This is a genomic window from Melaminivora sp. (assembly GCF_032059615.1).
In the GTDB taxonomy this organism is placed as follows: domain Bacteria; phylum Pseudomonadota; class Gammaproteobacteria; order Burkholderiales; family Burkholderiaceae_C; genus Melaminivora.
The window spans coordinates 1-13,665 of the sequence record NZ_DAMCAM010000070.1; the positions used below are offsets into that span (position 1 = coordinate 1).

Here is a 13,665-nt window from a genome sequence, read left to right on the forward strand (position 1 = left end):
GGTCGGCGTCCACGGCCATCTGCTTGCCGGGCATGGCGTCCAGCGTGAAGCGCGCCGAGACTTCCGCGATGCGCTCGGCGCCCTTGGTCACCACCACGAAGTTGATCACCACCAGGATGGCGAAGACGATCAGGCCGACGGCGAAGTTGCCGCCGATCAGGAAGTGGCCGAAGGCCTCGATCACCGCGCCAGCCGCGCCCGAGCCGGTGTGGCCCTCCAGCAGCACGACGCGGGTGGAGGCCACGTTCAGCGACAGGCGCATCAGCGTGGTGAGCAGCAGCACCGTGGGAAAGGCCGCGAAATCGAGCGGCCGCAGCATGTAGGCCGAGACCATCATGACCATCAGCGCCACGGCGATGTTCAGCGTGAAGAAGGTGTCCAGCAGCCACGGCGGGATGGGCAGCACCATCAGCGCCAGGATGGCCACCACCAAGAGCGGCGCCGACAGGCCCTGCAGGGCCGAGCCATGGGCCCCGGCCCACTGGCGCATGCTGTTCATCGAGGAAGTCGTCATCGTGCGTTACCCGTTCATGCGTTGCGCGTGCGGCGCGGGCGGCTGGGGCGCCGGGCCTGGGGCGAATGGGGGTCGAGCTCGGGCGGCACCTGCGGCTCGGGCAGCTCGCCGGGCATGCGGCCCTCGCCGCGCATCGCCGCCTTGAGGCGATAGACGTAGGCCAGCACCTGGGCCACCGCCGTATAAAGCTGCGCGGGGATGGGCTGCTCCAGGTCGGCGTGGGCGTACAGCGCGCGCGCCAGCATGGGCGACTGCAGCACCGGCACGCCGTGGGCCTGGGCCACTTCGCGGATCTTGAAGGCCACCAGGTCCGTGCCCTTGGCGACCACCTGCGGCGCACCCATGGCGGCCTCGTCGTACTTGAGCGCCACGGCGTAGTGCGTGGGGTTCATGACCACGAAATCGGCCTTCGGGACGGCGGCGACGCTGGCGCGGTCGGCGATCTCGCGGGCGCGCTGGCGCATGCGGCCCTTGAGCTGGGGGTTGCCGTCGCTTTCCTTGTGCTCCTGCTTGACCTCCTCGTGGCTCATCTTCAGGCGCGACTTGAAGAAGAAGGCCTGCAGCGGCACGTCCACCACGGCGAACAGGAAGACCACCAGCATCAGCAGCGACACGCCCGAGACCAGCCACTGGCCCACATGGCGCAGCGCCACGGGCGAGGGCTGCAGCACCAGCGTGGCCATGGTCTCGATGCCGTTGCCCATGAACTTCCAGGCGACGAAGGCCAGGATGAGGGTCATCAGCACCATCTTGGCCACGTTGGCCAGCTGCTGCTTGGAAAACAGGTTGCCCAGGCCCTTGAGCGGGTTCAGGCGGTTGAACTGCGGCGTGATGGGCTTCAGGCTGAAGATGAAGCCGCCCGCGCTCACGGCGGCCACCAGCGCGGCGCAGCTGGTCAGCGCGGCGAACAGGGCGCTGCCGGCCACGCCCATCAGCACCAGGGTCTTGAGGCGCGCCACCATCTGCGCTGGCGCCTGCACCGTGGCGGCGTCGAACACCAGGCTCTGGCGCAGTGCGCGCTCGAGGTATTCGGTGAACCAGGGCAGCAGCACCAGCAGGGCCAGCGCGCCCACGCCCAGGATGGCCAGGTGCGACAGGTCGCGCGAGCGCGCAGCCTGCCCGTCCTGGCGGGTCTTTTGCAGCTTGCGCTCGGTTGCGGGTAGGTTTTTGTCCTGGCTGGAACTCATGGCGGCGTGGCTTGAGGGGCCACGCCATTGTCGGGAGACGGGGGAAAAGCTAAAGGCCGAATAAAGGCGGGGTTCGGCCGCATTTCAGGAAAGGCCCGGAAGGGCATAAAACTACGATTTTCATAGCTGCACAACGTTGCACAGCAAGGGGAAAACGCTGTTTTTACCCTTTTTCTGGCGCGGCGCCAGAAGCCTTCCTGCGTCAAAAACCCAGGCTGGCCAGCAGGTCGTCCACCTGCGATTGGTCCGTGACCACGTCGGTGCGCCCCTCGGGCTCAACCACCGGGCCCTGCAGGTGAGCCGCGGCAGCGGCGGCGGACGCGGCGGGCTGCGCGGCGCCGGACGGGGCGGTCTGGATGACCAGCTGCACCAGCTGCTGCTCGATGGTGGCCGCCAGGTTGACCACGCGCGCGATCACCTGGCCGGTGAGGTCGTGGAAGTCCTGCGCCATCATGATTTCGGTCAGGTGCGTGTCCAGCTCGCGCGTCACGCGCTCCACGTCGGTCAGGAAGTTGAAGATCTCGCCCTTGGCCACCGCCGCCACCGGGTCGGCCACCAGGGCCTGCACCACGCGGCGCGTCTCGCTGGCGATGAAGTCGTGCTGCGTCTTGGCCTGCTCCACGCGCGTGAGCACCTTCTCGGCCGCCTCGCCCGTCAGCCGGGCGATGTAGGACAGGCGGCTTTGCGCATCGGGCAGCTCGCCCATGGTGCCGCGTAGCTGGTCGGCATAGCCCAGCTCGCTCAGCGCAGTGTGCAGCTGGCGCGTGAGCTGGCCTATCTTGTGATGGATGTCCTGGTCCGCATCGGGCAGGGGAGCGGCGGCCTGCGTGTCCTGCATGGTCATCACAGTCCCAGTTTCTTGAGGATCAGGTTGACCTTCTCCTCCAGCGTGGCCTTGGTGAAGGGCTTGACGATGTAGCCGGCGGCGCCGCCCTGGGCAGCGGCGACGATGTCCTCCTTGCGCGCCTCGGCGGTCACCATGAGCACGGGCAGGTGCTTGAGCTTGTCGTCCTTCTTGATCTCGGTGAGCAGCTGGAAGCCGTTCATGTTGGGCATGTTGATGTCGCTCACCACGAAATCGAAGCGGCCGTTGCGCAGCTTGTTGAGCGCCACCACGCCGTCCTCGGCCTCGTCGGCCTCGGTGAAACCGCTTTCCTTGAGCAGGTTGCGCACGATGCGGCGCATGGTGGAGAAGTCGTCAACGATCAGGAAGCGAAGGGCAGAAGACACGAAAAACCCTTTCGGTCGGAAATGGGAAGGCTAGGGGGTCGGAGAAGGCGCACGAAAGCGGCAGCTCATCCGGCTGCCGCTGGCGCAGGGGCACGATTGTCGGACTTTTCTTCATCCGGTGGGTGCAGGGGCGATGCCGCGTTGCGCCTGCCCAGCAGGCGCTCCTCGGCTTCGTGGGTCAGCACGGTGATGGTGATGCGCCGGTTCACGGCCGCGCGCGGGTTCTCGGGCTCCAGCAGGTCGCTGGCGGCCAGGCCCACCACGCGCCCGAGCTTGCCGTCGGGCATGCCGGCGGCCACCAGCTCGCGCCGCGAGGCGTTGGCCCGGTCGGCCGACAGCTCCCAGTTGCTGTAGCCGCGGTCGCCATTGCCGTAGGGCGCAGCATCGGTGTGGCCGGCCAGGCTGATGCGGTTCTCCACCCCGCCCAGCGCCGCGCCGATCTCGCGCAGGATGTCGCGCATGTAGGGTTTGACCAGGGCACTGCCGCTGTCGAACATGGGCCGGTTCTGGTCGTCGACGATCTGGATCTGCAGCCCGTCGGGCGTGACGTCGATGCGGATCTGCGAGCGGTACTCGTTCAGGCGCAGGTTGTCGGTGATCATGGCGTCGATCTTGGTGCGCAAGGTGCGGATGCGCTGCGCGTCCAGGCGCGCGCGCTCGGCGCGGGCGGCCTCGCTGTCCTGGCGCGTGTTCTTGCCCGCCTCGGCGTCGGCTCGGCGCACCTGGCCGTGCACCCGGGCCAGATCGGTGCCGCCGCCGGGGATGATGCTGGAGCTGTTGCCCGCGCCGTCGCCGCCCTGCATCGCCACCTTCATGGGCGAGGCGAAATACGAGGCGATGCCCTGCAGCTCGCCCTGGGCGGTGGAGCCCAGCAGCCACATCAGCAGAAAGAACGCCATCATGGCCGTCACGAAGTCGGCGTAGGCGATCTTCCAGGCGCCGCCGTGCGCGGCGTGGCCGCCCTTCTTGACGCGCTTGATGATGATGGGCTGGAGTTTCTTCTCGGCCATGGCGCGCTCAGCTCACTTCTTGCCCTTGACGTGGGCTTCGAGCTCGGCAAAGCCCGGCCGGTCGCCCGAGAACAGCACCTTGCGCCCGAACTCGATGGCCGTGGCCGGGTTGTAGCCCTGCATGCTGGCCAGCAGCGTGGACTTGATGCAGGCGAACTCCTTGGCGGCATCTTCGGCGCGCTGCTCCAGCAGGCCGGCCAGCGGCTCCACCGCGCCATAGGCCAGCAGGATGCCCAGGAAGGTGCCCACCAGCGCCGAGGCGATCATGCCGCCCAGCACCGCCGGCGGCTGGCCCACCGAGCCCATGGTGTTGACCACGCCCAGCACGGCGGCCACGATGCCGAACGCCGGCAGGGCGCCGGCCAGGCGTGTGAGCGCCGCCACCGGGGCGTGGGCCTCCTGGTGGTGGGTCTCGATCTCGGCGTCCATCAGCGACTCGATCTCGTGCGCGTTCAGGTTGCCCGAGACCATCATGCGCAGGTAGTCGGTGGTGAACTCGATGACGTGGTGGTCGCTGCCCACGGTGGGGTATTTCTTGAACAGCTCGGACTTTTCCGGCTCCTCCACGTCCGCCTCGATGGCCATCAGGCCTTCCTTGCGCGCTTTTTGCAGGATTTCATAGAGCATGGCCAGCAGCTCCATGTAGCGCGCCTTGGTGTATTTGTTGCCCTTGAGCGCCTGCGGCAGCGCCGCCATGGTGGCCTTGAGCACCTTGGGCTGGTTGTTCACGATGAACGAGCCCAGCGCCGCGCCGCCGATGGTGATCATCTCGAACGGCAGCGCCTCCAGCAGCACGTTGACATTGCCGCCGTGGGCAACGAACACGCCAAAGATGCACCCGAAGGTGATGAGGTAGCCGAGGATGACGAACATGGTGTCGGATTGTGTCAGAGCGGGTTTGCGGAGCAACCGCGGATCAGCCCGGAGGAAGCCGGCTTTTTCCCCGGGTCTGGCACGGGGCGGCAGGACGTATGCTTGCCGGCCATGAAAGCCGTACTGCTTGCCGGCGGGTTGGGTACCCGCATCTCCGAGGAATCGCACCTCAAGCCCAAGCCCATGATCGAGATCGGCGGGCGGCCCATCCTGTGGCACATCATGAAGATGTATTCGGCCCACGGCGTCAACGACTTCGTCGTCTGCCTGGGCTATCGCGGCTACGTCATCAAGGAATACTTCGCCAACTATTTCCTGCACATGTCGGATGTGACCTTCGACATGGTGGAAAACCGTATGGAGGTGCACCAGCGCCATGCCGAGCCCTGGCGCGTGACGCTGGTGGACACGGGCGAGGACACGCTCACCGGCGGGCGGCTGCGCCGCGTGCGCGACTACCTGGCGCCGGACGAGGCGTTCTGCTTCACCTACGGCGACGGCCTGGCCGACATCGACATGACGGCGCAGTTTGCCTTCCACCGTGCGCATGGGCGGCTGGCGACGGTGGCGGCGGTGCAGCCGCCCGGGCGCTACGGCGCGCTGGTGTGCGACGGCAGCGCCGTCACGGCCTTCGAGGAAAAGCCACGCGGCGACGGCGGCTGGATCAACGGCGGCTTCTTTGTGCTGCAGCCTCGCGCCATCGACTACATCGAGGGCGACGCCACGCCCTGGGAGGCCTGGCCCATGCAGCGGCTCGCCAGCGAGGGCCAGCTGCAGGCCTACGCGCACGCGGGCTTCTGGCAGCCCATGGACACGCTGCGCGAGAAGAACCTGCTCGAAGACCTGTGGCAGTCCGGCCAGGCGCCCTGGAAGTGCTGGTGATGCAGCTGCGCCACGGCCCCCGGCCCGACCCCGCCTTCTGGCGGGGCAAGCGCGTGCTGCTGACGGGGCACACCGGCTTCAAGGGCAGCTGGCTGGCACTGTGGCTGGGCCGCCTGGGCGCCGAAGTCACCGGCCTGGCCCTGCCGCCCGATGGTGCGCCCAACCTGTTCACCCTGGCCCGGGTGGACGAGGCGGTTCACGCCAGCCCCTGGTGCGATGTGCGCGACGCCGCTGCCGTGGCCGGGCACGTGCGCGCAGCGCGGCCCCAGGTGGTGCTGCACCTGGCCGCCCAGGCCCTGGTGCGCGCCAGCTACGCCGCGCCCCTGGAAACCTACGCCGCCAACGTCATGGGCACAGTTCACGTGCTGGACGCGCTGCGCGGCCAGGCCGACGTGCGCGCCGCGGTGGTGGTGACGACCGACAAGGTCTATCGCAACCGCGAATGGAGCTACCCCTACCGCGAAAGCGATGCCCTGGGCGGGCACGACCCCTACAGCGCCAGCAAGGCTGCGGCCGAGATCGTCGCCGCCAGCTACCGCGACGCCTTCCTGGCCGGGCAGGGCGTGGCTGTGGCCACGGCCCGCGCCGGCAACGTGATCGGCGGCGGCGACTGGGCGGCCGACCGCCTGCTGCCCGACGCCGTGCGGGCCTGGGGCGCGGGGTGCACCCTGCACCTGCGCAACCCTGGCGCCATCCGCCCCTGGCAGCACGTCATCGAGCCGCTGGCCGCCTACCTGTGCCTAGCCGAGCGCCTGTGGGCCACACCCGAGCTGGCCGGCGCCTACAACTTCGGCCCGCTGCCGCACGAAGCAGCCTCCGTCGGGAATGTGATAGAAATGGCCGCAAAGCGTTATCAGACAACGGCATTCAGCTATCAAAAAGAAGCAGACGCGCCGCACGAAGCCGGCTGGCTGGCGCTGGAGACCGCGCACGCGCGGCAGGCGCTGGGCATTGCGCCGCGCTGGCCGCTGGCCACCGCGGTCGAGCGCACCATGGACTGGTACCGCGCCCTGCAGGCGGGCGCCGACGCCCGCGCACTGTGCCTGGCGGACTTGGCCGCGTGGGAGGCTGCAGATGGCCCGACCCCCGGGGCGGCGAATAAAGGGACTGCCCCATGAGCCGGCTGAGCCTTGCCCCCCTGCCGCTGCCGGGCCTGGTGCGCGTGCAGCGCCAGCCGCTACGGGATGCGCGGGGCTTTTTCGAGCGGCTGTTCTGTGCAGAGGAGCTGGCCGAGGTCGGCTGGACGCAGCCCATCGCCCAGATCAACCGCAGCCTGACCCATCAGGCGGGCAGCGTGCGCGGCCTGCATTACCAGCAGCCCCCCCATGCCGAGACGAAGCTGGTCACCTGCCTGCGCGGCGCCGTGTGGGACGTGGCGGTGGACCTGCGCGCCGGCTCGCCCACCTTTCTGCGCTGGCATGCCGAACTGCTCAGTGCCGAGAACGGTTGCGCACTGCTCATACCGCCGGGCTTCGCCCACGGCTTTCAGGCCCAGTCGTTTGAGGCTGAGCTGCTGTACTGCCACTCGGCGCCCCACGCGCCCGAGGCGGAGGCCGGGCTGCATCCGCTGGATGCGCGTCTGGCTATCGCCTGGCCCCTGCCCGTGCAGGGCCTGTCCGCGCGCGATGCCGGCCAGGCCTGGCTGACCGAAGACTTTCAAGGAGTGCGCCTGTGAACTGCCGGCACTGCGGCCAGCCTCTGTCCCTGCCCTTCCTGGACCTGGGCAGCGCGCCACCGTCAAACGCCTACCTGAGCGAAGCCGCGCTGCGCGCCCCGGAGGTCTGGTACCCGCTGCGCCTGCTGGTGTGCGGGCACTGCTGGCTGGTGCAGACCGAGGACCACGCCGGGCGCGAGGCCCTGTTCACCGAGGACTACGCCTACTTCAGCTCGTTTTCCTCGTCCTGGCTGGCCCACGCGCGCGCCTATGTCGAAGACGTGCGCACGCGCCTGGGGCTGGGCACAGGCAGCACCGCGGTCGAGGTAGCCGCCAACGACGGCTACCTGCTGCAGTACGTGCAGGCGGCCGGCATCCCGTGCTACGGCATCGAGCCCACGGCCAGCACCGCGGCGGCGGCGCGCGCACGCGGCATCGAGGTGCTGCAGCGCTTCTTCGGCGCGGCGCTGGCCGACGAGCTGGCGCGCGCCGGCCGACAGGCCGACCTGATCGTTGCCAACAATGTGCTGGCCCACGTGCCCGACATCAACGACTTCGTCGCCGGCTTCGCGCGCCTGCTCAAGCCCGCGGGCGTGGCGACGCTCGAGTTTCCGCACCTGCTGCGCATGGTGCAGGGCTGTCAGTTTGATACGGCCTACCATGAGCACTATTCGTATTTGTCGCTCACTGCCGTGCAGCGCATCTTCGCCGCAGGCGGCCTGGCGCTTGTGGACGTGCAGGAGCTGCCCACGCACGGCGGCAGCCTGCGCGTGTGGGCTGTGCGCGCCGACTCGCTGGATGGCCACCCCCAGACCACGCCCGAGGGCGCCCAGCGGGTGCGCCGCGTGCTGGAGCAGGAGGATGCAGCCGGCGTGCGCACGGCGCAGTTCTATGCTGATTTTCAGTTTTCGGCCTTGCGTATCAAGGACGAATTGCTCTCATTTTTGTTGCAATGCCGACGCCAGGGCATGCGCGTGGGCGCCTATGGCGCTGCCGCCAAGGGCAACACGCTGCTGAACTTTGCCGGCGTGCGCGCGGACCTGCTGCCCTATGTGGCGGACAGGAATCCGGCCAAGCAGGGACAGTACCTTCCCGGCAGCCGCATTCCTATCGTGGACGAAGCCGGTCTGAAAGCGGACCAGCCGGAGCGAGTGCTGGTGCTGCCTTGGAACCTGCGGGAGGAGGTCGCGCAGCAGCTTGACTATGTCAAGAGCTGGGGTGGCAGACTGGTGGTGGCAGTGCCGCACCTGAAAGTATTTGAAGATGTCGCATTCAAGCAAGGAGTGCTCCATGACGAGCAATGATCCCCGAGACCTGGACGGCAAGCGCCTCCAGCAGGCCATGCAGAGTCTGGGCCGCAATCCGGTCCTGCGGTCGCGCATGGTCGCGCTGTTGCGCGAGTGGGAGCCGGAGATCGCCTGCGAAGGGGCTGTGCGAGACGAGGTGACCGGGCCGATCATCGATGCACTGCATCTGGATACTGATGAATATGAAAAGGTGCTGGCAGACGGCAGCCGCTTTCAGTTCCTCTACCGCACCAAGATCGCACGGGATTTTCTGCTGGCGCCCAATGAGCATCCTAGCCACGTCTGGGAGCCGCAAACCACCAAATTGCTGCTTGAATTGAGCCGTGGCCTGACGGGCGATGTGCTCGTGGGCGGGGCGTACTTTGGTGACCAGGCCGTCCTGGTGGCGCGCGCCGTGGCCGATGCGGGCCTGACTGTCCATTGTTTCGAGCCCAATGCACAGCAGGCACGGATGCTGCGGCGCAACCTGGAGCTCAACCAGCTTGACAACGCGGTGGTGAATGAGGTCGGCCTGTGGAGCCAGAGCGGCGAACACATGAAGCTCGATGGTTTCGACTCCTTTGCCAACATGGTGGCCGGCAGTGCGGGGGAGGGCGGCTTCGAGACGACCACCATCGATGACTACGTGCGCCATCAAGGGGTGCGTGTGGGGCTGATCCAGCTGGATATCGAAGGAGCGGAACTGGCCGCGTTGCAGGGCGCGAGGGGAGTGCTGGCGCAGCACGGGCCTGATGTCGTCTTCGAACTGCACCGTTCCTACGTGGACTGGTCCGACGGTTTGCGTGCCACGCCGGTATGCCGTTTGCTTCTGGACCTGGGCTATACCTTGTTTGCCGTGCGCGACATCAATTCACACCGCGAAATGCCGGGGCAGCCCGTGGAGTTGATTCCGCTGGACAGCGTCTTTCTCGAAGGCCCGCCTCACGGCTTCAATATGCTGGCTTTGCGCGACCCCGGCCGCATCCACGGGCCAGCCTGGCGCATCGTGGAAGGGGTCAGCCCCAAACTCCTGCCTCACAGGAGCCCACGGCTGCACCATCCCGTCGGTGGGTTCTGAAACACGGCCGGGCCAGGGAGTGACCATGTCGCCGCTGACGCACTCAGAGTTGCATGGCCATCGCTTCACGGTGATAGGAGCGTCGGGTTTCGTTGGATCAAGCCTGGCCCAAGTCCTGCAAGACAGGGGCGCTCACGTCTGGCTCCCGGGGCGCCAGGAATCGTGGCCTCGCTGCGAAGCCCTGGGGCACGTGATCTACTGCGCCGGCCTGACTGCCGACTACCTGGCGCGGCCGTTCGATACGGTACAGGCCCACGTCAGCCATCTGGCACAGGTCCTGCAGTCGACAGGCTGGGATTCTCTGGTCTACCTGTCCTCCACTCGTCTGTACGACAGCTCTTCTGCTGCAGTGGCGCACGAGGATGCCCAGCTGCTGTTGAACCCTGCCAATCCGCGCCACCTGTATGACCTGTCCAAGGCCTTGGGCGAATCACTGTGCCATGTAGCCGGGCAGGGCAAGGCACGAGTCGCCCGGCTGGCCTGTGTGTATGACAGTCCCCTGGATGAAGACGGTTTTCTTCCACTGCTGGTGCGCAGTGCCATGGCTGCGAAGCAGACGGGACAAATACGTCTGGAGATCGAATCCTCCCCCCACTTCACTCGCGACTATGTGCACCTGCCCGACGTGGTCGAGGCACTGATCCGCATCGCCCTGCATGGGCGCCAAGCCAGCTACAACGTGGCTTCAGGAGTTAACGTGCCGAATGCCGAGTTGTTTGACTACGTGGAGCGGCGTTGGGGCTGCCGGATCAACCCGCTTTCGCAAGCCCGGCCGCCCGCTGTCGCCCAGGTGGACACAGGGCGCCTGCGCGAAGAGCTGGAGTGGCGGCCGAGCCCTGTATTCGAAGTGATGGCTCGATGGCCTGGAGCTTTGGCATGCTGAAACCCCTGCACCTGTCGCGCGCCGAGCTGGCGAGATATGTGGCGCGGCAGGCGGACATTTTTTTCCCCGATGGGCTGCACCCGCAGGCCGAACAAAGTTTCGCCGCTCATCTGGATGCCGCGCTCCTGCGCCTTGGGCGTTGCATCAACGAGGTGCGCTGGTGGAAGCCTGATGAATTCGACCACCTGCATTCCACCCAATACACCCTCTTTCTCTACTACCTGGCCAACACGCTGTGGCGAGCGACGGGCGAGCGCACGCTGTGCAACAAACTGTTTGGTTTGAACAAGGCCTTGAATGGCATTGATCTGTTCTATGAGATCGACATGCCCGAGGTCTTCTTCATCGGCCATTCCGTGGGCATCGTCTTTGCCAAGGCCACGTATGGCAGCCATCTGGTGGTCTATCAGAACTCCACCGTTGGCAAGAACCATGGCGCGGCGCCGGTGCTGGGAAACGGTGTCGTCATGTACCCCAACACGGCCATCATCGGCCGCTGCCGGGTGGGCGATGGCACGGTGCTGGCCCAGGGCACCAGCCTGGTCAATGCCGACACGCCCGGCCACTGCGTGGTGTTTGGCGCCTCCACGGGCAGCGGGGTGGTGTGCAAGCCCTGGCAGCGCGATGTCCTGGCGGACATCTTCCGCTCGCTGCCGCACTGATGGGCCGCGCAAAGGCTAGTTTTTCATGCCCATCGCCTCGGTGGCGTAGCGCAGATAGGTCAGGGCGAACTCCGCGTGCCCGTGCGCTTGCTCCACCTCGGCCAGGCAGGCCAGGGCCATGGGATCGTGGGGCACGGCGCACAGCACGACCTCGGCCAGCTCGGTCAGCGCGATCCAGGACGGACCCACGATGTCCCGACCTTGCGGCGGTGGCTCGGCCTTGGCCTGTTCCACCAGGGCCTGCAGGCGTGCATGGGCCTGGGGTAGCGTGATGCGTTCGCCGGGGGCGACACCCACGCCGGGGACCGGTGGCTCGGCCCATTCGGACGGCACGTCCTGCAGCCAGCGCTGCATCATCTGCTGCTGGGCGGGCCCATCGCCCGGATGCTGCTGCTCGGCCAGCCATTGCAGCCACATGACGCGCAGGCCCTCACCGAAGTGGTGGGTGTGCAAGTCCTCACGCATCAGCGCGGACTGCTCGACTTCGCGACGCAGACCCAGGCGCAGGGTATTGAGCTGCTGCACATCCTCGGCAAGCGCCTGGGCAATGCGCACATAGTCATCGGCATGCTGTGCCAGCCACTCGGTGCGCCCCAGGTAGGCCAGGATGCCCGTGCTCAGCCGGCTCTTGAAACTCTCGCCGGCCATGGACACCAGGGGCACGCCCATCCACAGCACGTCGAAGGTCGTCGTGCCGCCGGTCAGCGGATAGGGGTCCAGTGCGATGTCGATGCGGTGGTAGGTCAGGTACTGGTTGCGGCGGTCCAGGCCCACCAGGATGAGGCGCTCGACGTCCACTCCCAGCGCAGCGCAGCGCTGGCGATAGGCGTCTGCGCCAGCTGCCTCGCCCAGCCCCTTGCCCTCGATCAGCAGGCGCGCGGTCGGCACGGCCTGGAGGATGCGACCCCACAGCGCCAGCACTTCATCGGTCAGCTTGCCCAGGTTGTTGCATGAGCCGAAGGTGACATAGCCATTGTCCAGTGCAGGTGCGGGGCGCACCAGATAGCGCGGCTGGTAGCGGTACAGCGGCGCACGGATCAGCGGCCGGTAGCTGCAGAACAGGGTTGGCAGGCGGTACAGCCGCTCGACGTATTCCTGGTCGGCATCTTCTGCGTCGGTCACCTCGTCGGTGAATTTGTAGTCGATGGCCGACAGCCCGGTCGTGCCCGGAAAGCCCAGCCAGGAGACTTGCACCGGCGCTGGTTTGAAGGCCAGCGCAGGCAGGCCGTTGTGCCCCGTGTGCCCGGCCAGATCGATTGCGATGTCGATGCGCGCGGCGCGGATGGCGACAGCCTGCTCCACCGGGGTTTTGCCGGTCAGCGAAATGAAGTGGTCGACGTGGCATTGCACGCGTGCCGTGACGGCGTCGTGGACGGGGTAGGTGTAGAAAGCGATCACCTCGAACATGCGCCGGTCCAATTGCGCCAGCAGGCCTTCCACGAAATACATCACCGCGTGGTCGCGGAAATCGGGAGAGACGAAGCCGATGCGCAGGCGCCGCCAGGGCTGGCGGTCCACGTCCTCAAAACGTGGCCAATGCCGGCGCAGAGGTTTTTCGTAAGCGTCAGACAGGGCCTGGGCCACCCGCACGAAATCCTGCACGCTCCGGTCCGGATCGGCCAGCATGAACAGCAGACAGTTGGAGTAGAGGCTGAAGTCTCCCGGAGTCAGGGCGATGGCAGTTTCACAGTCCTGTACGGCCTCGCGCACCTGGCCCAATTCACGCCGGTGCAGCGCACATTGGTTGAGTGCCGCCGCGCGCAGCGAATCGCTCGTTCCAGACAGCGCCAGCGCCTGTTGCGCAGCAGCAAAGCCCTGTTGGTTTTCCGCTGTGCCATAACAGCTTTGCGCCAGCATGAGCCAGGGTCGGCCATGCATCGGCCGCAGTTTCGTAACCGTCTCCAACGGACTTTTGGCTTCGCTGGCACGGCCCAGTTGCAACAAGACGTTGGCGTGGTTGATCAGCAGTTCCGCATCTTCAGGGTGACAGGCGGCGCCTTCACGAAAGGCCACAAGGGCAGCTTCATGCTGCTGCTGGTTATGCAAGGCCGGTCCCAGCAGACGGTGAGCCTGCAGATCCCGGGCGTCTTTTTGCAGCGCCTGACGGCATAGCCGCACTGCCAGGGGCCAATCCCCTGCTGCAAAAGCACTATGTAGCCGGGCCGCGGAACGCGAGCGGGACAGTGGACGATGAGCAGGTGGTGGCATGGCGTGGCGTGGACGGCGAGAGAACAGAGTTTTGCTTCCATGGCGCGTCCCCGTATGGACGGAAAAAACGCCAGGATCAAGAGCCAGCTCCGATCGGTCGATCGAAGCCGGCTCTCATTACATCAGCCCCGCAGCAGCGACATCACGCCCTGGGGCAGCTGGTTGGCCTGCGCGACCATGGCGGTGCCGGCCTGCTGC

16 protein-coding genes and 1 pseudogene are annotated in these 13,665 nt (G+C 66.9%); 8 read left to right on the forward strand and 9 right to left on the reverse strand.

Going from position 1 to position 13,665, the window contains the following annotated elements; genetic code table 11:
* The 6 genes from RT051_RS12820 to motA form a co-directional block, all read right to left on the reverse strand.
* A partial coding sequence (locus tag RT051_RS12820; RefSeq protein WP_313077284.1) for an FHIPEP family type III secretion protein occupies window positions 1–514 on the reverse strand: 514 nt, incomplete at its 3' end.
* A gap of 14 nt (window positions 515–528) precedes the next feature.
* Entirely contained in the window at window positions 529–1,701 is a 1,173-nt protein-coding gene (locus RT051_RS12825) for an EscU/YscU/HrcU family type III secretion system export apparatus switch protein (RefSeq protein ID WP_313077285.1), read from the reverse strand.
* A gap of 202 nt (window positions 1,702–1,903) precedes the next feature.
* Window positions 1,904–2,539 (reverse strand): protein phosphatase CheZ, encoded by a 636-nt coding sequence (locus tag RT051_RS12830; protein ID WP_313077298.1) that lies wholly within the window; start codon window positions 2,537–2,539, stop codon window positions 1,904–1,906.
* 5 nt (window positions 2,540–2,544) lie between these two features.
* Complete coding sequence (gene cheY, locus RT051_RS12835; protein WP_313077286.1) at window positions 2,545–2,931, reverse strand: chemotaxis response regulator CheY; 387 nt, start codon at window positions 2,929–2,931, stop codon at window positions 2,545–2,547.
* 65 nt (window positions 2,932–2,996) lie between these two features.
* The gene (gene motB, locus RT051_RS12840; RefSeq protein ID WP_313077287.1) at window positions 2,997–3,941 is read right to left on the reverse strand and encodes a flagellar motor protein MotB; all 945 of its coding nucleotides are present in this window, start codon (window positions 3,939–3,941) and stop codon (window positions 2,997–2,999) included.
* A gap of 12 nt (window positions 3,942–3,953) precedes the next feature.
* On the reverse strand, window positions 3,954–4,814 hold the full coding sequence (motA, locus tag RT051_RS12845; RefSeq protein WP_313077288.1) for a flagellar motor stator protein MotA: 861 nt from the start codon (window positions 4,812–4,814) through the stop codon (window positions 3,954–3,956).
* A gap of 111 nt (window positions 4,815–4,925) precedes the next feature.
* Here motA and rfbF point away from each other — a divergent pair, with 111 nt between their 5' ends.
* Genes rfbF through RT051_RS12880 form a run of 7 tightly spaced genes read left to right on the forward strand, consistent with a single transcriptional unit; the run spans window position 4,926 to window position 11,259 of the window.
* Window positions 4,926–5,696 carry a glucose-1-phosphate cytidylyltransferase gene (gene rfbF / locus RT051_RS12850; protein WP_313077289.1) on the forward strand — a complete coding sequence of 257 codons (771 nt, stop codon included), beginning with the start codon at window positions 4,926–4,928 and terminating at the stop codon, window positions 5,694–5,696.
* Complete coding sequence (gene rfbG / locus RT051_RS12855; protein ID WP_313077299.1) at window positions 5,696–6,814, forward strand: CDP-glucose 4,6-dehydratase; 1,119 nt, start codon at window positions 5,696–5,698, stop codon at window positions 6,812–6,814. Before rfbF ends, rfbG begins: the two co-directional genes overlap by 1 nt.
* The gene (locus RT051_RS12860) at window positions 6,811–7,371 is read left to right on the forward strand and encodes a dTDP-4-dehydrorhamnose 3,5-epimerase family protein (protein WP_313077290.1); all 561 of its coding nucleotides are present in this window, start codon (window positions 6,811–6,813) and stop codon (window positions 7,369–7,371) included. The genes rfbG and RT051_RS12860 overlap by 4 nt, the downstream gene beginning before the upstream one ends.
* Window positions 7,368–8,654, forward strand: a complete 1,287-nt coding sequence (locus tag RT051_RS12865) for a class I SAM-dependent methyltransferase (RefSeq protein WP_313077291.1) — start codon at window positions 7,368–7,370, stop codon at window positions 8,652–8,654. Before RT051_RS12860 ends, RT051_RS12865 begins: the two co-directional genes overlap by 4 nt.
* Window positions 8,641–9,714, forward strand: coding sequence for an FkbM family methyltransferase (locus RT051_RS12870; RefSeq protein ID WP_313077292.1), 1,074 nt, complete (start codon window positions 8,641–8,643; stop codon window positions 9,712–9,714). Before RT051_RS12865 ends, RT051_RS12870 begins: the two co-directional genes overlap by 14 nt.
* 25 nt (window positions 9,715–9,739) lie before the next feature.
* On the forward strand, window positions 9,740–10,597 hold the full coding sequence (locus tag RT051_RS12875) for an NAD(P)-dependent oxidoreductase (protein ID WP_313077293.1): 858 nt from the start codon (window positions 9,740–9,742) through the stop codon (window positions 10,595–10,597).
* Window positions 10,591–11,259, forward strand: a complete 669-nt coding sequence (locus tag RT051_RS12880; RefSeq protein ID WP_313077294.1) for a hypothetical protein — start codon at window positions 10,591–10,593, stop codon at window positions 11,257–11,259. Before RT051_RS12875 ends, RT051_RS12880 begins: the two co-directional genes overlap by 7 nt.
* Window positions 11,260–11,274: 15 nt before the next feature.
* Here the strand turns inward: RT051_RS12880 and RT051_RS12885 are convergent, their stop codons facing one another.
* Window positions 11,275–12,969 (reverse strand): acetylglucosamine transferase, encoded by a 1,695-nt coding sequence (locus tag RT051_RS12885; RefSeq protein WP_313077296.1) that lies wholly within the window; start codon window positions 12,967–12,969, stop codon window positions 11,275–11,277.
* A gap of 18 nt (window positions 12,970–12,987) precedes the next feature.
* Between RT051_RS12885 and RT051_RS12890 the strand changes: the two genes are divergently transcribed.
* The gene (locus RT051_RS12890) at window positions 12,988–13,371 is read left to right on the forward strand and encodes a hypothetical protein (RefSeq protein ID WP_313077297.1); all 384 of its coding nucleotides are present in this window, start codon (window positions 12,988–12,990) and stop codon (window positions 13,369–13,371) included.
* On the opposite strand, the pseudogene RT051_RS14710 reads toward RT051_RS12890, so the two are convergent.
* Window positions 13,294–13,467, reverse strand: a pseudogene (locus tag RT051_RS14710) (hypothetical protein); the annotation flags it as partial. The gene RT051_RS12890 and the pseudogene RT051_RS14710 sit on opposite strands and share 78 nt — an antisense overlap.
* A 122-nt stretch (window positions 13,468–13,589) precedes the next feature.
* The coding region (locus tag RT051_RS12895; protein ID WP_313077300.1) for a flagellin at window positions 13,590–13,665 on the reverse strand (76 nt) is incomplete at its 5' end.